The 21808-nt window shown below is 75.7% G+C and carries 4 protein-coding genes; all 4 read right to left on the bottom strand.

What is annotated here, in order from left to right; all coding sequences use genetic code 11:
• Positions 1 to 108: 108 nt before the first annotated feature.
• Genes AB0B91_RS48015 through AB0B91_RS48000 form a run of 4 tightly spaced genes read right to left on the bottom strand, consistent with a single transcriptional unit; the run spans position 109 to position 21807 of the window.
• On the bottom strand, positions 109 to 1017 hold the full coding sequence (locus AB0B91_RS48015; protein WP_358335963.1) for a 4'-phosphopantetheinyl transferase superfamily protein: 909 nt from the start codon (positions 1015 to 1017) through the stop codon (positions 109 to 111).
• Complete coding sequence (locus tag AB0B91_RS48010) at positions 1014 to 2078, bottom strand: pyridoxal-phosphate dependent enzyme (RefSeq protein WP_358335960.1); 1065 nt, start codon at positions 2076 to 2078, stop codon at positions 1014 to 1016. Before AB0B91_RS48010 ends, AB0B91_RS48015 begins: the two co-directional genes overlap by 4 nt.
• Positions 2075 to 10039, bottom strand: a complete 7965-nt coding sequence (locus AB0B91_RS48005) for an amino acid adenylation domain-containing protein (protein ID WP_358335957.1) — start codon at positions 10037 to 10039, stop codon at positions 2075 to 2077. The genes AB0B91_RS48010 and AB0B91_RS48005 overlap by 4 nt, the downstream gene beginning before the upstream one ends.
• On the bottom strand, positions 10036 to 21807 hold the full coding sequence (locus AB0B91_RS48000; RefSeq protein ID WP_358335954.1) for an amino acid adenylation domain-containing protein: 11772 nt from the start codon (positions 21805 to 21807) through the stop codon (positions 10036 to 10038). Before AB0B91_RS48000 ends, AB0B91_RS48005 begins: the two co-directional genes overlap by 4 nt.
• Position 21808 lies beyond the last annotated feature (1 nt).

Raw genomic sequence — 21808 nt, 5'->3', positions numbered from 1 at the left:
CCTCCAGAGGTGTCGGCTCCGGCGCGCCTGAGCCCCTCTAGCGCGAAGCGCCCCATGGAAGCCTTTGTCGTAGGCCGGTCCTGCCCCCGACGATGACCACTGTGCTGATCACAAGATGTCCTCCTTCTGGGTTCCGCCGGCGAGCAGGCCTGTGCCGTCGCGCTCGACGACCGGCACCGGGCCGGGGATCACCGCCAGGCTGGCGAGGTATCCGCTGGGCGGGTTGAGGGACAGCAGCGTCGCCTCCCCCTGTTCGGTCGGGACGCGCACCGGCTCTTCCGTGCCGAGAACGTCCACCTGGTCGGGGGCGTGGTCGAGGCCTACTCCCAGGGCTTTCAGCACCGCCTCCTTCCTGGTCCAGAGCCGCAGGAACGCCGACGGCCGGCTGGGCGGGTCGAGCGCGTCCAAAGCCCGGGTCTCCAACTCGGTGAGGGCGACGCCGACGAGTTCACCGATGTCGAGGGTGTGGTCGATCGTCTCAACGTCCACGCCGACCGCATCGACCCCGATGCCGACGGCCACGACCAGGCAGTCCCCGGCGTGGGAAACCGACAGGACGGGGGTCGAGGCCGAGGGGGGTGCCGACGACGCGGCGCCGGTCCCGGCGGGCAGACGTGGCCGGCCGTGCGGGCGCCCGCACCGGTCACACGACCGGTCCAGAGGCACCAGTTCGGGGGCCACGTCGAGCATCCGGCCGACGACCAGGCGCAGCAATGCGGCGGCGGTGAGAAACCTGGCACGGTCGGCGGGGCGGCGGTACTCCTCGTACCTGGCCCGTTCGGCGGGGTCGAGCAGCGCGGCGAGGCTGTCCCTGGTGTCCTCGATGCGCGCCCACCACACACTCACGACGGGCGCACCGGCGCGCACGACCCGCGTGCCCACGGGCACGACCTGCGCTCCTGCGGACACGATCCGCGTGCCTGCGGACACGACCTGCGCTCCTGCGGGCACGGACAGGGCAGCCCGCGCCGAGAAGGGCAGGTCCCCCGGGGTTTCTTCCACCGGTGCGGCGCTCATGCGCGCTCCCGGAGGAAGAACGCGGCGGGCAGGTCGCGGGTCACCTCGACGCCGCGGTCCGCCAGCCACGCGGGCGCGTACAGCGTCTGTGTGTAGTTGCCGCCGGAGTCGGGACAGACGCAGACCGGGGAGGTGATCTCCTGGTGTTCTGCCAGATACCGGGTGCAGGCGGCGAGTACGGCCCCGCTGGAGCCGCCGAGCCTGATCCCGGTCGTCGCGGCCAGGGCGTGGCAGTGGGAGACGGCATCGGCGTCGTCCACGATGACGACGTCGTCCCAGTCCCCCGGCCGCAGGAACGCCGACGGCCGCGACGCCCCGATACCGGTCAGCAGCCGGGTGCCCGCCGGATCGGCGAACACCCGGGACCCCGGCACATCCACCGCGATCACCCGTGCCTTCGGCCGCCGCCCGCGCAGGTACCGGCCGAGCCCGGCGAGGGTACCGCCGGTGGACACGGCCACGAACACCGCGTCCATCGACCCGGGTGCCTGCTTGTGCAGCTCCGGGCCGGTGCCCTGGTAGTGGGCCAGCGGGTTGGCCGGGTTGTGGTATTGGTCGGTCCAGACCAGGGCTGGGTCGGCGGCCAGCAGCCCGGCGACCCGGTCCAGCCGGGCCGACAGGTAGCCGCCCTGGGCATCGCGCCGGCTGACCTCGGACAGCACGGCGCCCAGGCCGGTCATCCGTTCGGCCAGCACGGGCGACAGGCTGGGGTCCACCACGGCGGTGAACGAGATCCCGAGCGCGCGGGCCGCAGACGCCAGGGCGACGCCGAGGTTGCCGGATGTGGACTCGACCAGGGCGGCGCCTGGCACATCGAGCCGGTCGGCGACCGAACGCAGCAGGCTGAGAGCGGTACGGTCCTTGATGGAGCCCCAGGTGCCGGCCCCTTCGAGCTTCAGCCGTACGGTCACCCGGCGGCCCTTCACCTCGGCACGGACGCAGACGAGCGGGGTGGGCGGCGTATCGGCCCCGAGCCGCCGCAGCTCCTCCCGCACGCTCCCGCCCCGCGTCCCGAGAGCCGCCCTCCCGGAGGAGACGGCCGCGGGGGACGGCGCGCTCATCGGGCCTCCCCCGCCCGGTCGGCCCGGTGCGCCTGCTCCGTCTGACTCGCCCGGCCGGTCCAGTGCGCCTGCTCCGTCTGATCGGCCAAGTGCGCCTGCTTCGTCTGATCCGCTCTCTGCGCCTGCTCCGTCTGATCGGCCAGGTGTGCCTGCTTCGTCTGGTCGGCTCGGTGTGCCTGCTCCGTCTGATCCGCTCGGTCAAGCCAGCGCGCGATGTGGGCGGCCAGTTCGTCCACATGCGGCGGGGCCATCACGTCCAAGTGGCCGTGCCGGAACCGGCCGACCGGCACGTCCCCGCCGCGTAGCCGGCGCCATTCGCGCAGGTACGCCTCGTGCGTGAGGCCGCCCTTGGCGTCGTGCCCGTCACCCATCAGATCATCGGTGAGCATGATCTCGACGGGCACGGCGGCGGGGCGGGGCCGGTCGAGCTGGGCGGCCTCGGCCATGCCACGCCAGAGCCGCAGCCGAGGCGCCCAGTCCTCGTGCAGATCCTTCTCGGTGATCGGCCGCCCGTCGTTGTCGTCCACGACGGCCGTCAGCACCTCGGCCAGCTCGGCCCGCATCTTGCCGTCGCCGCCACCGCCGTCGCCGTCGCCACCGCCACCGCCGTCCCCACCGACGGCGCCGCCATCGCCATCGCCGCCGCCGACGGCGCTGCCGTCGCTGTCGGCGCTGCCGTCGCTGTCGGCGCTGCCGTCGCTGTCGGCGCTGTCGGCGCCACCGTCGCTACCGTCGGCCAGAGCGGCGAGGAGTGCTTCGCCGCGTCTGAGCAACCGCAGGTGCAGCGGCTCGTCGACGGCGGGCAGGCACGGGTCGAGCAGCAGCAGCTCGACCTCCTCGCCCAGGTCGCGCAGCCGGGCCGCCATCTCCCACACGGCCCCGGTCCCGCCGCACCACCCGAACAGCCGGTACGGCCCCGCAGGCTGCGCGGCCCGCACCTCGGTCAGGTACGCCTCCGCGAGCCGCCGGACGGGGGTGGCGGCGGCGTCCTCGTCCACGAGCGCGGGATGCTGGAGCGCCACGAACGGGCGGTCCCCTGGCAGCCGCCGGGACAGCTCGCGGTACCAGTGCACGCTGCCGCCGCCCGGATGCACGGCGAACAGCGGCGCCCGCTCCCCCGACGCCCGGAACCACACTGCCGCCCGGCCCGGCGCTTCCCGCACCACGCCCGCACCACCGACCGAGAGCGCCACGTCCATACCGCCGGTCAAGGGCACCGCGCCCGCGCCACCGACCGAGGGCATCACGCCCGCGCCACCAGTCGAGGGCGCCGCGTCCGCACCGGCGGTCGCCCCGGCCAGGTCCTGCGGAACGGTGTCCGTGCCAGGCGAGGCGGCCGTCGTTCTGGGAAGGGAGGCGAGAGCCGTCGCGAGGGCGGCGACCGTGCGGTGGAGCATGATGTCGCGGGCCGTCACTCGGACGCCCGCGCCCGCCTCAAGCCGCGCCGCCGCCCGCATGGCCGCCAGCGAGTGCCCGCCGAGCTGCAGGAAGTCGTCCTCCCTGCCGATCGCGTCCACGCCGCCGCGCTGTCCGCCGAACAGGTGGCCGCCGTCGTCGGTGGCGACCACCCCCAGAACGGCCGCGAACGCCTCGGCCACCGCACGTTCCAGCCCATCCCGGGGCGGCGCGGACGCGGTGCGCGAGTCGGGACGGCGCCCTCCGGGGGCGGGCAGGGCGGCGCGGTCCACCTTGCCGCTCGCCGTCATCGGGAACGCGTCGAGCGCCACCAGGTGGTCGGGCACGAGGTGCGCCGGCAGCAGCCCGCCGAGGTGGGCGCGCAGCTGTGACACGTCGATGGTGCCCGGCATGACGTACCCGACCAGTCGCCGGTCGCCCGGAGTGATCTCGCGGGCGGCCACGGCGGCCATGCGGACGCCCGGATACCGGTTCAGGGCCGCCTCGACCTCGCCCGGCTCGATGCGATGGCCACGGATCTTGAGCTGGTCGTCCATCCGCCCCAGGAAGTCGAACCCGCCGTCCGGCCGCAGCCGGGCCAGGTCGCCGGTGCGGTAGAGCCGCGCGCCGGGTTCGGGGCCGTAGGGGTCGGGGACGAACCGGTCGGCGGTGAGCGCCGGCCGGCCGAGGTAGCCGCGGGCCACTCCGGGGCCGCCGATGTGCAACTCGCCCGGCACGCCCAGGGGGACCGGCCGGCTGAGGTGGTCAAGGACGTACGCGGTGGTGTGGGCGATGGCCGGGCCGATGGGGACGGGCCCGGTGACCGGCCGGCCGGGATCGAGGGGACGGCAGGTGGCGAACGTGGTGGTTTCGGTAGGTCCGTACGCGTTCACCAGGCGGGTGGCTGGAAGGGCACGGCGGGCGCGTTCGAGGTGTTCGGCGGAGACGGCCTCGCCGCCGGTGATGAGGGTGCGCAGGCCGCGCAGGCCGGTCAGGTCGCCGTCCACCATCAGCTTGAACAGTCCGTGCGTGACGAACGTGCAGGTCACTCCATGCCGGCTGATCACCTCGCGCAGCTCGCGGGCGTCCAGCAGGCCGGGCGGCGCGACGACCAGCCGGCCGCCGTGCAGCAGCGCGCCCCAGATCTCGTACGTGGCGGCGTCGAACGTGATCGGCGAGTGCAGCAGCTGCGTCTCCCCGGGGCCGAACTCGGCGTAGGTCTGGCCGGTGACCAGCCGGATCACGCCCCGGTGCGGGACTGCCACGGCCTTGGGCCGGCCGGTCGAGCCCGAGGTGTAGATCAGGTACGCCAGGTCGTCAGGCGTGACCGGCGCGTGCGGCGGCCCAGCCGGGTCGCTGCCGCCGATGGCCTCGCCGAGGACGATCGTGTCCGGGTGCCCGATGGCGCTCGCGAGGCCCGCGGAGGTGATCACGAGACGGGGCGCCGCGTCGGCCAGCAGTTCGGCGAGCCGGGCGGGCGGGTCGGTGGCGTCCAGGGCGAGGTACGCGCCGCCCGCCTTGAGCGTGGCCAGGACGGCCACGATGAGGCGGGGCGAGCGGTCCAGGCAGATCCCGACGACGTCTCCGGGCCGCACGCCGCGACCGGCGAGCCGGTGCGCCAGACGGTTCGCGGCGGCGTCGAGCTCGGTGTAGGTCAACCGCTCCGGCCCGTCTCCGCAGTCGAGCTCCGCGTACGTCAGCCGCTCCAGCCCGCCTCCGCAGGAGACCGGAGCGAACTCGACCGCGATCGCGTCCGGCGTCCGGGCCGTCTGGGCGGCGAAGAGCTCGTGGATCGACAGCCCTGGCAGGAACGGCGCGGCGTCCCCACCGGCCAGGGCGAGGCGCTGTTCGGCCAGCGGGAGCAGGCCGGCCCGCGCGTTCCCGCCGGCCAGGGCGAGGCGGTGTTCGGCCGGCGGGAGCAGGTCGGCCTGCACGTCCCCGTCCGGGTCGGCCGCCATCGCCGCGAGCACCGACGCGTACAGCGCGGCCAGCCGCTCCCCCCACGCCGGCCGGACGGCGCGCGGCGAGGCGGACAGCACCACCGCACCGGGTTCCGTGGACACCACCAGCGCGAAGTCGGTGGCGCTGCGGTCGTCGGTCTCGGCCAGGTCGAGCGCTTCCCGGTCCAGCACGTGGAAGTCGAGATAGTTGAACAGCACGTCGATCAGCGGCTCGTCCGGGCTCCACCGCCGCTGCATCTCCGGCGCGGGGAAGCGGCGGTGCGGCCACAGCGCCGTCTCCTCCGCGAACACGTCCCGCACCAGCCCGCGCCAGGTGGCCGGGCCGATGCCGGTCGCGAACGGGACGACGTTCAGGAACATGCCGCGCGCCCGATCCCCACCGGCCACCTCGGGCCGCCCGTTCACTCCGAGCCCGGTGCGGAACGCCCGCTGTGTGGTCACCATGCTCATGACACGCACATGCGCGGCCAGGAACACGCTCTTGAGCGGCGCCCCGGCGGCCTTCGCCAGCGCACGCAGCCCCGGCATCAGCTCCCCGACCGGCACGCGCAGGTCGTAGGGGAACGGATCATCGGCGAAAGCCCCAGCCTCCGCGGTCCACGCCTCGGGAAGCCGGAGCCGCTCGAAGCCGCGCACCCGGCTCTCCCAGAAGTCGCGTTGCTCGGCCGAGGCGAGCGCGGCCCGTTCCAGCCCGACGGCGTCGGCGAACCGGACCGCGCACGACGCCGGCTCGGGCACCGGCCGGCCGTCGCGGACCGCCCGGTACACCTCCAGCAGTTCGGTCAGCAGCGAGTTGTGGCTCCAGCCGTCGAGGATCGGGTGGCATTCCACCCAGCCGAGTCGCCATCGCCGCTCGTCGAGCCGCTGCGCGTACAGCCGCCACAGGGGCGCGCGCCCCAGGTCGAACGGCTGCCGCCGCTCCCGGTCGAGCGCGGCGTCCGCGGCGGCCCGCTGTTCGGCGGGGGGCAGCGCGGTGAGGTCCTCGACGGTGATGTGCGCACGGGCGGCGGGGTGCACGAGCTGCATCGGCTCGGAGTACGCCACCAGGTCGAAGGAGGTGCGCAGCACGTCGTGCCGGGCGGCCAGCGTCTCGGCGGCCGTGGACAGGGCCCCGAGCGAGAACGGCCCGTCGTCGCGTACCAGGTAGGAGGTGACGTTGTGGTACGGGCTCAGCTCGCCGTCGGCGGCCAGCTCGACCAGCATGCCGGCCTGCACCTGGGTGAGCGGGTACGCGTCGGCCGCCGACGAGGGCAGCAGCGCCCGGTCAGCGGGACGGACGTGGGCGAAGGGCGCCGAGGGGACGTGTCCGGCGGACGTTCCGGGGGTCAGGACGGTGGCCAGGGCGGCGGGGGTCTGGTGCCGGAACATGTCCTGCACGCCCGCCTCCCAGCCGGCCTCGCGCAGCAGTGCGATGGCCCGCAGCGCCCGGATGGAGTCGCCGCCCAGCTCGAAGAAGTTCCCGTGGACGCCGACGGCGGGCAGGTCCAGCGCGGCGGCCCAGGCGCCGGCGGCGGCCCGCTCGGCCGGGTCACGGGGCGCCACGAACGCGTCCTCCGCCTCGGCGGCCCGGGGCGCCGGAAGGGCGTCGCGGTCGAGCTTGCCGTGCGCGGAGACGGGCAGCGCGTCCAGCGTCACCACGAACGCCGGCACAAGGTAGGCAGGCAACCTCCCGGCCAGCCACCCCCGCACCTCCCGACCGTCCAGCCCTCCCCCACCAGCCCCCGCCGCACGGGAACCGTCCGTACGAGAACCGTCCGCGCAGGCGGTGCCGACCACGTACGCCACGAGCCGGTCGTCGCGAACGATCACGGCCGCCGCCCCCACCCCCGGATGCTCCAGCAGCACCGACTCGACCTCCCCCGGCTCGATCCGGTGCCCCCGGATCTTCACCTGATGGTCCCGGCGCCCCAGGTAGTCGAGCGTCCCGTCGGCCCGCCGCCGCACAACGTCACCGGTCCGGTAAAGGCGCCCCGCCCCGTACGGGTTCGGCACGAACCGCTCGGCCGTCAGTCCCGGCCGCCCCAGGTACCCCCGCGCCAGCCCGACCCCGCCGATGTGCAGCTCCCCCGGCACGCCGACCGGCGCGGGCCGCATCGCCTCGTCCAGGACGTGCACGGCGATGTTGTCGATGGGCCCGCCGATGGGCACCCGCGCCTCGGCCCACCCGGGCCGGCACGCCCAGGCGGTGACGTCCACGGCCGCCTCGGTGGGCCCGTACAGGTTGTGCAGGCGGGCGCCGAGCAGGTCGTGGAAGCGGCCGGCCAGGTCGGCGGGCAGCGCCTCGCCGCTGCACATGACGTCCCGCAGCGAGGTGCACGCCCCGACGCCGGGCACGTCCAGGAACGACCGCAGCATGGACGGCACGAAGTGGCAGACCGTCACCTGTTCGCCGACGATCAGGTCGCGCAGGTACGCCCCGTCGCGGTGCCCGCCGGGCGCGGCGACGACCAGCCGGGCGCCTTCGGCCAGCGGCCAGAAGAACTCCCACACCGACACGTCGAACCCGAACGGCGTCTTCTGCAGCACCGCGTCGGCCGGGGTCAGCCGGTAGGCGTCCTGCATCCAGTCCAGCCGGTTGGCGATGGCCCGGTGGGAGACGACGACGCCCTTGGGCCGCCCGGTCGAGCCGGAGGTGTAGATGACGTACGCGGCGCCGTCGGGGTCGCGCGGCACCGGCGGCGGTGTCGCGGGGAACGCCGCCAGGTCGAGCCCGTCGAGGACGACGGCGTCCGGCGGGCACAGGTGGGCGTGCGCGGCGCTGGTCAGCACCACGTGGGCGGCCGAGTCGGCGACGAGGTAGGCGATCCGGTCGCGCGGGTACTCGGGGTCGATCGGCACGTACGCGGCCCCCGCCTTGACGGTGGCGAGGAGCGCGATCACCAGATCGGCCGAGCGGTCGAGGCAGACCGCGACCCGGCTCTCGGGTCCGGCGCCGCGCGAGCGCAGCAGCTGGGCGAGCCGGTTGGCGGCGGCGTCGAGCTCGCCATACGTCATGGTCCCGGCGGCGGCGTCGAGCTCCCCGTACGTCATGGTCCCGGCGGGGGTGACGAGGGCGACGGCGCCGGGGTCGCGAGCGGCGCGGGCGGCGAACCTGTCGGGCAGGCAGTGCGCGGGCCGGTTCACGGTGGTGGCGTTCCAGCCGGTCAGCAGGCGTTCGCGTTCGGCCGTGGAGGTGAGGGCGATCTCGCGAACGGGCACGCTGGGGGCACGGCCGGCCCGGCGCAGGAACGTGACCAGGTGCCCAGCCAGCCCTTCGGCGGTGGCCCGGGTGAACAGCGCCGTCGGATAGACGAGCGCGCCGCGCAGCGACCCGTCAGGCCGCAGGGTGAGGTCGAGGGCGATGTCCACGCGGGCGGGCGACCAGCCGACCGGCTCCTCGACGACGGCCAGTGACCCGGCGGCGCGAGCGGCCGCCGTGTCCTCGCGGTAGGTGAGCAGGGCCTGGAACAGCGGGTTGACGGCCAGATCGCGGCCGGGGCGCAGCTCCTCGACGATCCGCTCGAAGGGCACATCCTGGTGGTCGTACGCTTCGGTGACGGCGGTCAGCGCCTGGCCGACCAGGTCGCCGAACGACGGCTCGCCGGACAGGTCGCCACGCAGCACGAGCGTGTTGGCGAAGTAGCCGGGCAGCCGCTCGAACTCCATCCTGCTCCGGCCGGCGACGGGGGTGCCGACGGCGACGTCGTCCGTGCCCGCGTACCTGCCGAGGACCGCCCAGAAGGCGGCGAGCAGCGTCATGAACGGCGTGGCCGAGCGGCGCGCCCCCTCGGCCAGCGCGGCGGCGGCCTCGGCGGCGGGCACATCGAAGGTGACGACGTCGCCCGCGGCATCCCACTCGGCGGGGCGGGTGCGGTCGGCGGGCAGCTCCAGCGGGGCGACGCCGGCCAGCCGCCGCGTCCAGTAGCCGAGCTGGCGGGCAGCGGCCGGGCCGGTCAGGAACGCCCGCTGCCAGTCGGTGTAGTCGGCATACTGCAGGGCGGGCGCGGCCGGGACGCCGCCGGCGTACTCCGCGCACAGCTCGTCGACCAGCACGTCCATGGTGACGCCGTCCACGGCGATGTGGTGGCCGGTCAGCAGCAGCACGTGCTCGCCGCCCGGCAGTGCGAACAGCGCGGCGCGCAGCGGCCACTCGGCGGCCAGGTCGAAGGGCCGTTCGCCCTCCTGCGCGAGCAGCGCGTCCAGGGCGGGGCGCGGGCGGCGGGTGCCCGCGGCGACGATGCCGCGCACCCGCAGTTCCCGCTCCGCCGACAGGTTCACGCTGGTCAGCGGCACCGGGCCGGGCGGGTCGACGAGCTGGTACGGCTCACCGCCGGATTCCGCGTACCGGGTGCGCAAGATCTCGTGGCGGGCGGCCAGGCCGTCGAGCGCGGCGCGCAGCCGGGCGGCGTCCAGCGGGCCGCGCAGCCGCAGCGCCACCGGGACCAGGTACTCGGTGCCGCCGGGGCGGATCCGGTCGAGCAGCCAGAGGCGGCGCTGGCCGGCCGACAGTGGCGGCGGGCTGTCACGGTCGGTGCGGGCGACGATGGGCGCGGGCCTGGAGCGCCGGCTCCGGTCGAGGAAGCGGCGCACCAAGAGCCCGGCGTCCGGCGGCATCGTGGTTGTCATGCTTGGTCTCCTTCGGAGAGCAGGGACATCGTCTGCTCCCGCGTCCAGTGGGAGATCTCCTCCGTGATGGCGTTCTCCAAGAGCTCGCCGAGCGCGGCCACGGTGCGCGCCTCGAAGATCTGACGCAGGGACAGGGGCAGGTCGAACGCCTCGCGCAGGCGCAGCAGCACCCGCGAGGCGAGCAGCGAGTTGCCGCCCAGGACGAAGAAGTCGTCGTCGCGGCCGACCCGTTCCAGGCCGAGGACCGTGGCCCATAGGTCGGCGACGTACTCCTCCATCTCGGTCCGCGGCGAGGTGTAGCGGCTCGCGGGCTGGGGGCGGCTCCAGTCGGGGTCGGGCAGGGCCTTTCTGTCGGTCTTGCCGTTCGGGGTGTGCGGCAGGGCGGGCAGCTCCACCCAGGCGGCGGGCACCATGTAGTCGGGCAGCCGTTCGCGCAGGTGGGCCGCCAGGTCGGCGGGGGTGAGGCCGGGTTCGGCGACGACGTAGCCGACGAGCCGCAGGTCGCCGAGCGGGGAGCGTCTGGCCTCCACGACGCCGGTACGAAGCCCTGGGCAGGTGGCCAGGACGGCCTCGATCTCGCCGGGCTCGATCCGGAAGCCGCGGATCTTGATCTGCCGGTCGGCGCGGCCGACGAACTCGATGGTCCCGTCGGCGCGGCGGCGCACCAGGTCGCCGGAGGCGTACATGCGGGCGCCGGGCAGCGGCGCGTACGGGTCGGGCAGGAAGCGGGCGGCGGTCAGGGCGGGCGCGCGGTGGTAGCCGCGGGCGACCCGGCTGCCGCCGATGTACAACTCGCCGACGACGCCGTGCGGCACGGCCGACAGGTTCGTGTCCAGGACGTACGCGCCGGTGCCTGGAAGTGGCCGGCCGAGCGGGACGAGCGCGTCGGGGGGCTCCCCGAGGTCGGTGACGGTGTGGGCGGTGGTGGCGATGGTGGCCTCGGTGGGCCCGTAGCCGGTGTGGAAGCCGGCGGGCAGGCCGGTCGCGGCCCACATCGCCGCGTCGGCGTAGGTGACGGCGTCGCCGCCCACGCTCATCAGCCGCAGCCCGGCCAGCCGGCCGTCGCCGGGGCGCAGCGCGGCGACCAGTTCGCGGTAGTAGGCGGGGGTGACGTCGAGGACGGTGACGCGGCTGCGGGTGAGCTGGTCGGCCAGGTCGCCGGGCAGGGTGGCGCGGGGGTCGGCGACCACGACGGTCGCACCGGCCATCAGGGTCGCGGCGATCTGGTCCAGAGAGGCGTCGAACGTCACGGACGCCATGAGGGCGAAGGCGTCGCCGGGTTCGAGGCCGTAGGCGCGGGCCTGGACGACGCAGTGCTGGGCGTATGAGCCGTGCTCGACCTGCACGCCCTTGGGGCGGCCGGTGGAGCCGGAGGTGAAGATCATGTACGCCAGGTCGCCGGGGTCCGGCTCGGGCAGGGCCACGTCCGGCGGGACACCCTCCGCCACGACCGGCACGGCCACGACGGACCCGGACGGGCTGGACTCGGACGGACCAGACCCGAACGGGCCAGACCCGGACGGGCCGGTCATTCTCAGGTCCGTCACGGACGAGCCGCTCGGGGGCGCGGACCCGTCCGTCACGACGGCGGCCGGGGTGATGTCGGCCAGCAGCGCGGCGAGCCGTTCCGGCGGCGAGTCGGCGTCCACCGGCACGTACACGCCTCCGGCCCGCAAGATGCCGAGCAGCGACACCGCCACCAGCGACCCGCGCGGCAGGCACGACGCCACGCACTCCCCCGGCCGCACCCCCGCCGCCACCAGCCGCGCGGCCAGGTGCCCCGACAGCCGGTCCAGCTCGGCGTAGGTGTAGGTCCCGCCGTCGCCACCCGCCTCGGTGAGGGCGACCGCGCCGGGCGTGCGGCGGGCCCAGTCGGCGACCGCGGCGGCCACCAGCGGGGTGGCGAACGGCTCGTCCGGCAAGTCCACATCCACCAGCCGCACGTCCGACGGCCGGGCGGTGGGGTCGGCGGCGCACGCGCCGAGCAGCAGCAGGAAGTGCTCGGCCAGCCGGGCCACGGTGCCGGGCTCGAACAGCGTGGCCGCGTACTCGAACTCCGCCGTCCACTCCCCGTCGCGCCCCTCGCCGAGGGTCAGCGTCAGGTCGCACATCGCCGCCCGCCGCGTCACCGGGAACGGCCCGACGGCCAGCCCGTCCAGCCGGTACGGCGTCAGCGCCGTGTCCTCGACGGCCAGCATCGCGTCGAGCAGCGGCACCCGGGACAGGTCGCGTTCGACGCCGAGCGCGTCCACGAGGTCCTCCAGTGGTACGTCGCGGTGGTCGAGGGCGGCCAGCACACCTTCGCGAGCCCGGTCCACGAGGGTGCCGAAGTCCGGCTCGCCGGACAGGTCGGCGCGGGTGAGCATGGTGTTGACGAAGCAGCCCACGAGGTTCTCGACGGCGCGCAGGTCCCGCCCGGCGACGGGCGCGCCGACCAGGAACGACGTGCGGCCGGTGTAGCGGCCGAGCAGCGCTTGGAAGGCCGCCAGCCAGGTCATGAACGGGGTCGCGGCCCGTTCGCGGCCCAGGCCGAGGACAGAGCGGGCGACGCCGGCCGGGATCCGGAAGGCGTGCACGGCGCCGCGCGAGTCGCGCACCGGCGGCCGGGGCCGGTCCAGCGGCAGGTCGAGCGCGGGCACGTCGGCCAGCTCCGCCCGCCAGCGGGCCAGCCGTCGGCGGCGGGCCTGGCCGGCCTCGGGGCCGTTCTCCCAGATGGCGTAGTCGGTGTACTGGACGGGCAGCGGCTCGGGGGCCGGCCGCTCGCCGGCGCGCAGCGCGTTGTAGGCGTCGCCGAGCTCACGGGCGATGACGTCGAGGGAGCGGCCATCGCAGGCGATGTGGTGGGTGAGCAGCAGCAGCACGTGGTCGTCGGTGCCGATCCTGGCCAGCGCCACCCGCAGCGGGGCCTCCGCGGCCAGGTCGAACGGGCGGGCGGCCCACCGCTCGACCAGCTCCGCGGCCTGCCGCTCGGGGTCCGGGCGGCCGGACAGGTCCACGCGATACGGCTTGAGCGGGGCGGGCGGGTCGACGACCTGGCGGGGCTCGCCGTCCGCGGCCTCGTACCGGGTGCGCAGGACGGCGTGCCGGTCGCGTACGGACTCGACGGCGGCCAGCAGGGCGGCCTCGTCGAGCGTGCCGCGCAGGCGGAGCGCGATCGGGGCCAGGTACTCGGTGTCGGCGGGGTCCATCGCGTACATCAGCCACATGCGGCGCTGCGCGGCGGACAGGGGCACGTGCTCCCCGGCGACCCCGACGACTCCGGGAGCGAATCCGACGGTCGCGTCCGAGGCGGTCTCCACGGGACCGGTGGAAGCGGCGCCGGCGGGAGCGATGCCGGCGGGCGGTTGTGCAGGGACCGGGCCGGGCGGGCCGGGCGGCTCGGGCTGGGCGGCCGACAGCCGCCTGGCCAGCTCGGCCACCGTCCGCGCGTCCAGCAGCGCCCCCAACGTCACCGGCACCGGGAACGTCTCCCGCAACCGCGACACCGCCCGCATGGCGAGCATCGAGTTGCCCCCGGCGGCGAAGAAGCTGTCGTGCACACCGACCCGCTCCAGCCCGAGCACATCGGCGAACACCGAGGCGATCACCTCTTCGGCCGGGTCGCGCGGCGCCACGTACTCTCCGCCGCGCGGGACGAACAGCGCGGCGTCCGGCGCGGGCAACGCCGCCCGGTCCAGCTTGCCGCTCGGCGTGTACGGGAAACGGTCCAGGACGACGACCGCGTCGGGCACCATCGGCTCGGGCAGCCGTTCCGACAGGTGCAGCCGGAGCTTGTCCACGGACAGGTCGGCACGGCTGGCCGGCAGCACGTACGCGATGAGGCGGGTGTCGCCGTGCGGGTCGGCCCCGGCGGCGACAGCCGCGGCGGTCACGTCGGGGTGGGCGGCCAGGACGGCCTCGACCTCGCCCGGTTCGACGCGCACGCCGCGTACCTTGACCTGGTGGTCGAGGCGGCCGAGGAAGTCGATCGCGCCGTCGGCCCGCCAGCGGGCCAGGTCGCCGGTGCGGTAGACGCGGCCGCCCGGCGGGCCGTACGGGTCGGGCACGAACCGGGCGGCCGTCTGGGCGGGGTTGTGCAGGTAGCCGCGGGCCAGGCCGTCCCCGGCGACGCACAGTTCGCCTGGCACGCCGGTCGGCACCAGGCGGGACTCCGCGTCGAGGACGCGGATCACCGTATTGTCGATCGGGCCGCCGATGGGCACGGTCCCCTTGCCGGACAGGTGGCCGCCTGTGGTGACGCCCGGCCGGTACGGCCAGGCGGTCACGTCGATGGAGCACTCGGTCGGCCCGTATGTGTTGTACAGCTCGGCCGGCACCCGGGCGGCGAGCCGCGCGCACAGATCGGCGGTCAGCGGCTCGCCGGCGGAGAACACCAGGCGCAGAGCCGCGCAGCCGGACAACCCGGGCTCCTCGGCCAGCAGGCCGAGCATCGAGGGGACGGCCTGGAGCACCGTCACGCCGTGGGTCGCGGCGTCGGCGACCATCAGCGCGGGGTCGCGTTCCGCGCCCGGGGAGGCGAGCACGACGGTGCCGCCGACGGCCAGCGGGGCGAAGATCTCCCAACCGGCCGCGTCGAACGCGATCGTGGTCTTCTGCAGGACCCGGTCGGCCGCGGTCAGACCGTGCCGGCGGACGGTCCACAGGACACGGTTGACGATGCCGCGATGGGTGATGACCACCCCCTTGGGCGTGCCGGTGGACCCGGACGTGAAAATCGCGTACGCGGGCGCATCGAGATCGACCCGCGGCACACCAGACGCGCCCGCCGGTGCGGGCGAAGCGCCACGAGCGGGTGCGGGGTCAAGAGCGGGCGGGGCATCGGGCGCGAGGTGAGCGTGGAGGGTCGGCGGTGGGATGACCAGCGGTGGCCGGGTGGTGAGCCGCGCGGCGAGGTCGCCGTCCGTGACGATCGCCGCCGCCCGCGACTCGCGCAGCACCGCGGTCAGCCGTTCCGCCGGGTGCCCGGGGTCCAGCGGCACGTACGCCGCCCCCGCCTTCAGCACGCCCAGCAGCGTCACCACCAGCGCAGTCCCGCGCGGCAGCGCGACCGCGACGAGGCTTTCCGCCCCGATCCCGGCGGCCCGCAACCGCCGGGCCAGGGCGCCGGCCGCGGTGTCCAGCTCGGCGTAGGTGACCGTGCGCGTTCCGTCGGTCAAGGCGGTCGCGCCGGGTGTGGCCGCCGCCTGCCGCTCGAACAGGCCGTGCAGCGGCAGGCCGGGACGGTCGGCGGCGGTGGCGTTCCAGCCGGTGATCAGGTCGTGGCGTTCGGCCTGGGTGAGGAGGTCGACGGTGTCCAGCGGCCGGCCGGGGTCGTCGAGGACCTGGCCGAGCACGGACACGTACCGCTCGGCGAACGCCTCCATGGTCGCCCGGTCGAACAGCCCGGTCGCGTACTCCAGGCTCGCGTTCAGGGTCCCGTCGCGGCCCTCGGCGACCTCCAGGGTCAGGTCGAACTTCGCGGTCCGCGGCGCGATGGGCACCTCGGAGACCTCCAGGGCGCCGAGCCGCGGAGTGGTGGCGCGGACGTTCTGGTAGGAGAACATCACCTGGAAGAGCGGGTTGCGCGACGCGTCGCGCTCGGGGGCGAGCTCCTGCGCCAGCCGCTCGAACGGCAGTGCCTGGTAGGCGAACGCGCCGAGCACGTCGTCGCGGACCCGGTCGAGCAGCTCGCCGAACACCCTGGCCCCGGCCAGATCGCCACGCAGCACCACCGTGTCGACGAAGAACCCGATCATGGTCTCCTCGTGCGGCGTGTCACGCCGGGCGACGGGCGTGCCGACGACGGTGTCGTCCTGCCCGCAGTAGCGGCCCAGCAGCAGGTGGAACGCGGCCAGCAGCACCATGTACGGGGTGGCGCCGCGCTCGCGGGCCAGCGCCCTGACCCGGCCGGCCAGGTCGCCGGGGAGACGGAAGCCGAGGGTGCGGCCGCGCCGGTCGCGCACCGGCGGGCGCGGCCGGTCGGCGGGCATGGCGAGGTCGCGCAGCCCGGCCAGCCGGTCGCGCCAGTACCGCAGCGTCTCGGCGTCGTCGGGCTGCCCGCGCTGGCCGACGGCGTGGTCGGCGTACTGGGCGGGCAGCGGCGGCAGGTCCGGCGCGCTCCCGGCGGCGGCGGCCCGGTAGCGGGTGTCCAGCTCGTCGGCGAGCAGGGTGAGCGACCAGGCGTCGCAGGCGATGTGGTGGACGGTGAGCAGCAGCACGTGGTCATCGGGGCCGAGCCGCACCAGCGTGGCCCGCAACGGCCACTCCCCGGCCAGATCGAACCCACGCGCGGCCTCTTCGGCGAGCAACGCGTCCAGCCGCCGACCCCCGCCCGAGTCATGGGAGACGGTGTCGCTGGAGGCCGGGCTCTGGCGGGACAGGTCGTGGAGGGCGGCCGGGCCTGGGCGGGACAGGTCGTGGGGGGCGATGTTGCCGGAGGCCGGGCCTTGGCGGGACAGGTCGTGGCGGGCCAGGGGCAGCGCCGTCACCGGGTCGACGACCTGACGTGGCTCGCCGTCGCGCAGCTCGTACCGGGTGCGGAGCACGTCGTGCCGAGCGACCAGCCCGTCGAGGGCATGGCGTAGCGCGGCGGGATCGAGCCGGCCGCGCAGCCGCCACGCGATCGGGGCGACGTAGTCAGCGCCGCCCGGAAATATCCGGTCGAGCAGCCACAGCCGTTCCTGCGCGTACGACAGGGGGGCGTCCTGACGCCGGACTGCGGGAACCTCGGACGCGGGACCGGCGGCGGGCGATTCCGCATCCGAGGTCCCCCGCGCGGTCAGCGCCTCGAACATCCGGGCCCCGAGAAGCTCGGCGAACCCGGCCACGGTCGGCGCCGCGAACAGGTCCCGCACCCCCACGGTGACGGGCAACCGGGCACGGACCTTGGCGACAGCCTGGGCGGCGGTGAGCGAGTTACCGTCCAGGTCGAAGAAGGAGTCCTCGGCGCAGCACCCGGGCAACCCGAGCACCACCGCGAACACCTCCGCGACCAGTTCCTCGATCGGCGTGCGCGGCGGCGTGCCGGTCCGGGCGGGCACGAGGGCGCCGTCGCCGGACTCGGGCAGCGCGGCGCGGTCCACCTTGCCGTGCGGGGTGACGGGCAGCTCGGGCATCGACACGTACCCGGCCGGGATCATGTGCTCGGGCAGCCGTTCGGCGAGATAGGTACGCAGCCGGGCGGCGTCGGGCGCGGCCCGGCCGGGGACCGGCACCAGGTACCCGGCCAGCCGACCGGCCGCGTCGAGGCGGGCGGCGGCCTGGGCGACGTCCGGGTGACCGGACAGCACGGCCTCGATCTCGCCCAGCTCGACGCGGTGGCCACGGATCTTCACCTGGCCGTCGACACGGCCGAGGAACTGCAACTGCCCGCCGGAGTCGAGACGGGCGTGGTCGCCGGTGCGGTAGGCGCGGGCGCCGGGCGGCCCGGACGGGTCGGGTACGAACCTCGCGGCGGTCAGCGCGGGCCGCCCGTGGTAGCCCTGGGCGACGCCGGGGCCCCCGATGACGATCTCGCCGGCCGCGCCGAGAGGCACCGGGGAGCCGCCGTCGTCCCACAGGTGGATGCGGTAGCCGGCCGGGGGCGCGCCGATGGGCAGCGCGGCCCGGCCCGTCGGCACCGGACCGGCGGCGGTGTCGAAGTAGCTGCCCCAGGACGCCTCGGTGGGGCCGTACTCGTTGATCAGCGTCAGGCCGGGGGCGCGGCGGGCCAGCTCGTCGAGCAGCGCGACCGGGCAGGACTCTCCGCCGGTGACGACCGTGGAGATCGCGGCGAGGGCGGCGGAGTCGTGTTCGAGCAGCGCTCTGACCAGGTGCGGGCCGCAGACCACGTGGGTGGGGCGGTGCTCGCTGGCCAGGCGGGCCAGCTCGTCCAGGTCGGCGCGGGGGCCGGGCGGCGGCAGCAGCAGCTCGCCGCCGGAGCAGAGCGTCCAGGCCGCGAAGGACAGGAACACGTCGAACGTCGGCGACACCGGCAGCATCAGCCGGCACGGCGGCTCGGCGTAGGCGCGGCGACCGGTGACGGCGCTGAGCACGTTGGCGTGGGTGAGGACGACGCCCTTGGGCGTACCGGTGGAGCCGGAGGTGTAGACGAGGGCGAGCGGGTCGGCGGCCGTCACGGGCACGGCCGGACGGCCGGCGGGCCGGGCGGCGATGGCCCCGGCCTCGTCGTCCAACCGCACCACCCGCACGCCGTCCATCCGCAGGCCGTTCATCGGCCCGGCTGTGACGAGCAGGCGGGGGCGGGCGTCGGCGAGCATCGCGGCGACCCGCTCGCGCGGGTGGTCCGGGTCCACGGCCAGGTAGTGGCCGCCGGCCTTGGCCACGGCCAGCATCGACACCAGCAGCGGCACGCCGCGCGGCAGCCGCACCGCGACCAGGTCGCCGGGCGCCGCGCCGGCCGCGACGAGGTGGCGGGCCAGCCGGTCGCTCGCCGCGGCCAGCTCGCCGTACGTCATCCGCTCGGTGCCGCAGATGACGGCGAGGTCGCCGGGCGGGCGAGCGTCCACCAGGTCCGTCAGGGTGCCGGGCGCGGGCACGCCGGCCGGCCCCTCGACGGCGGCGGCGCCGTCGAACACCGGCAGCTCGGCCACGGACGCCGACGGGTCGGCGACGGCGGAGGCGAGCAGGGTGCGGTAGTGGGCGGCCAGCCGGGCGGCGGTCGCCTCGTCGAACAGCGCGGTGCTGTACTCCAGGTAGCCGGACCAGCCGCCGTCCGGGCCGTCGCTGATCGAGACCGTCAGGTCGAACGTGGTGGAGCCGCCCGCGGGCCGCGGCTCGCGGCTTACCCGCAGGCCGCCGCCCCAGTCGGGGTCGTCGCCGTCAGGGCTCTGGAAGGCGAACATCACCTGGAACAGCGGGTTGCGGGACGGGTCGCGGCGGGGTTCGAGCTCCTGGACGAGGCGCTCGAACGGCAGGTCCTGGTGCTCGTGCGCGCGCAGCAGGTCACGTCGGGTGCCGGCGAGCAGTTCGGCGAACGCCGGGCGGCCGGACAGGTCGGCCCGCATCACCACGGTGTTCACGAACAGGCCGACGACCTCGTCGAACTCCGGGCCGGACCGCCCGGCGAGCACCGTGCCCACGGCGACGTCGCCCGTGCCGGCGTACCGGCCGAGGAGCACCTGGAAGGCGGCCAGCAGCGCCATGAACGGGGTGGCGCCGTGCTGGGCGGCCAGCTCGGTGACGGCGGCGCGCAGCGGGGCGGGCACCTCGAACCGCAGCGCGGCGCCCGCCGCGGACCACACGGGCGGGCGGGGCCGATCGGCGGGCAGGTCGAGCGGCGCCAGCCCGGCCAGCCGGTCGCGCCAGTACGCCAGGTCGGCGTCGTCGCCGGTCCGGTCGCGCTGCCGGGCCACATGGTCGGCGTAGCGGGCGGCAGGGCCGGGACGGGACGAGAAGGCCGGCACCGCAGGGGAGGGAGCCGCCGCGGCGACGGGGGCGGGTTCGGCGCCGGTCGACAGGGTCCTGTAGAGGTCGGCCAGGTCCCGCTGGAGCACGTCCAGCGACCACCCGTCGATGGCGATGTGATGGGCGACCAGGGCGAGCAGGTGCTCGTCCGGGGCGAGTTGGAGCAGGCCGGCGCGGCAGGGGGCGGCGTGTTCGAGGTCGAAGCCGGCGCTCAACAGCCGCTGTAGCCACGCGCGGGTCTCGGTCTCGGCGTCGCGGCCGGCGGGCAGGCGGGCGACCGTCACGGTGACGGCCTCGGCCGGCATGACCTCCTGAACTGGCTCGCCGCCGTCCCAGGCGTAGCGGGAGCGCAGCGACTCGTGGCGTTCGGCGAGCCGGCGCACAGCGGCCAGCAGGGCGTCGTGGTCGAGGCGGCCGGTCAGGCGGAGCAACAGCGGCACGTGATAGGCGTCGCCGCCGTCGCCCATCTGGTCCAGCAGCCACAGCCGCAGCTGCGCGGACGACAGCGGCGCCCGCTCCCCGGCCGGCACGGGCGCCCACTGCCCCGCGACGCGCCGCTCAGCGACCCCGCCGCCGAACTCCGGGACCGCGGCGGCGACAGGAGCGAGCGCGGCGGCGGCCACCGCCTCGTCGAGCCAGGCGGCGAACGCGCGCACCGTGCCCGCCTCGAACAGGACGCGCAGCGGCACCCGAACCCCCGCGTGCCGCGAGGCGCGGAAGATCGCCTTGGCGGCGGCCAGCGAGTCCCCGCCACGCGCCAGGAACCCGTCGTCCCGCCCCACCCGCTCGACCCCGAGGACGTCCTGCCAGGTGGCGGCGACCAGCTTCTCGGTCGCGGTGACCGGCGGGGCGTACGGCGGCGCGCCCCGGTCGGCGCTGGGCGCGGGCAGGGCGGCCCGATCCACCTTCCCACTGGCCGACACGGGCAGCTCGGGCAGCGCGACGAACGCGGCCGGGATCAGGTACGCGGGCAGCGTCGTCGCCAGGTGCGCCCGCAGCTCGTCGGCCGGCGGAGCCTGCCCGGCCCGGCCCACCACGTACGCGGCCAGCCGGGCCGGCGTCCCGAACGGGTGCACGACGCACGCCCGGACCCTGGGGTGGGTCCGCAGGGCGGCCTCGATCTCGCCCGGCTCGACCCGGTGCCCGCGGATCTTCACCTGGTGGTCGGTCCGGCCGAGGATCTCCAGCCGCCCGTCGGCGGTGCGCCGCGCCACGTCGCCCGACCGGTACATCCGCGCACCGGACACGTACGGGTCGGGCACGAACCGGTCCGCGGTCAGCGCGGGCCGCCCGAGGTAGCCGCGGGCCAGCCCGGCGCCGCCGATGTACAGCTCGCCCTCGTCGGCCGGCTCCAGGTCGTCGTCCAGCACGTACAGGCTCGTCGCGGCGAAGGCGGAGAAGTCGTGCACGGACCCGCCGCCGGAGTCGTACGCGACCCTGGCGGCGGAGTCGTGCGCCGGGTCCGCGGGTCCGCCGGGTAGGCGGCCGCCCGCCGACCAGACGGTGGTCTCCGTGGGGCCGTACAGGTTCCAGACGACCGCGCACGACTCCCGCAGCCGGTCGGCCAGGTCGGCCTCCAGCTTCTCGCCGCCGGACCAGGCGGTGAACCCGGGCGGCGGCCGCCAGCCGGAGTCCAGCAGCATCCGCCAGCTCGTCGGCGTGGCCTGCAGGTGGGTGGCCCCGGCGGCGTCCAGCAGCTCGCCGAGCAGCCGCGGGTCGCGGGCCTGCTCGGCGCTGCCGATCACCACCCGTGCGCCCGCGACGAGCGGCAGGAACAGCTCGGCCACGGAGATGTCGAAGCCCGCGGTGGTGACGGCGGGCAGCACGTCGGAGGCGGTCAGTCCGGGCCACGCCAGCATCGAGGCCATGAGGTTGGCGACGGCGCCGTGCGTGACCAGGACGCCCTTGGGCTCGCCGGTGGAGCCGGAGGTGTAGAGCAGGTAGGCGATGTCCTGCGGGTCGAGCGCGATCGCCGCCGCCTCGTGGTCCCCTACGAGAGGGTTGGGGTCGTCGGTGTAGAGGGACGGCAACCCCAGGCTCTCGTGCGCGCGGGTGGTCACCAGCAGCCGCAGTCCCGCGTCGGCGGCGATCCGGCTGATCCGGGCCGGCGGGTGCGACGGGTCGAGCGGCACGTACGCCGCCCCCGCCCGGTGCACCGCCAGCAGCGCCACGAGCAGGCCGGCGTCCCGTTCCAGCAGGACCCCGACGAAGTCGCCGCGCCCGACCCCGGCGGCGCGCAACCGGGCGGTCATGCGGGAGACCCGCAGGTCCAGGGTGGCGTAGTCGAGCAGCGTGCCCTCGTGCTGCACGGCGATCGCGTCGGGCGTGCGCCGTGCCTGCGCCCGCACCAGGTCGGGCAGGGCGGCGAAACGTCGGGATTGCATA

The organism is Nonomuraea sp. NPDC049141 (assembly GCF_040648415.1).
Taxonomy (GTDB): domain Bacteria; phylum Actinomycetota; class Actinomycetes; order Streptosporangiales; family Streptosporangiaceae; genus Nonomuraea.
Note: the sequence above shows the minus strand (reverse complement) of the source record. Positions and strands in the feature narration are given on the sequence as shown.